This window comes from uncultured Nocardioides sp. (assembly GCF_902805925.1).
GTDB lineage: Bacteria > Actinomycetota > Actinomycetes > Propionibacteriales > Nocardioidaceae > Nocardioides.
This window is the reverse complement of record NZ_CADCUP010000072.1, coordinates 9354-9633: the sequence shown is the minus strand read 5'-3', so window position 1 is coordinate 9633 and position 280 is coordinate 9354. Positions and strand designations below refer to the sequence as shown.

General features: G+C 75.7%; 1 pseudogene. It reads left to right on the top strand.

Going from position 1 to position 280, the window contains the following annotated elements:
- Positions 1 to 280: pseudogene (locus QZX64_RS05180) on the top strand (carbamate kinase); the annotation flags it as partial.

Sequence of the window (280 nt, the reverse complement as noted above, 5' to 3'; positions counted from 1 at the left end):
CCTGGGAGGACCGCGGCGAGAAGGGCTGGCGCCGCGTCGTCGCCTCGCCCGAGCCGCTGGAGGTCGTCGACGCCCCGGCCGTGCACGCCCTGGTCGAGGCGGGCTTCGTGGTGATCGCCAACGGCGGTGGCGGCATCCCCGTCGTGCGCCGCCACGACGGCACGCTCGCCGGCGTGGAGGCCGTCATCGACAAGGACCTCGGCGCGGCGCTGCTCGCCCGGTCCGTCACCGTCGACGTGCTCGTCGTCGCCACCGACGTGCCGAACGCGGTGCTCCGCTA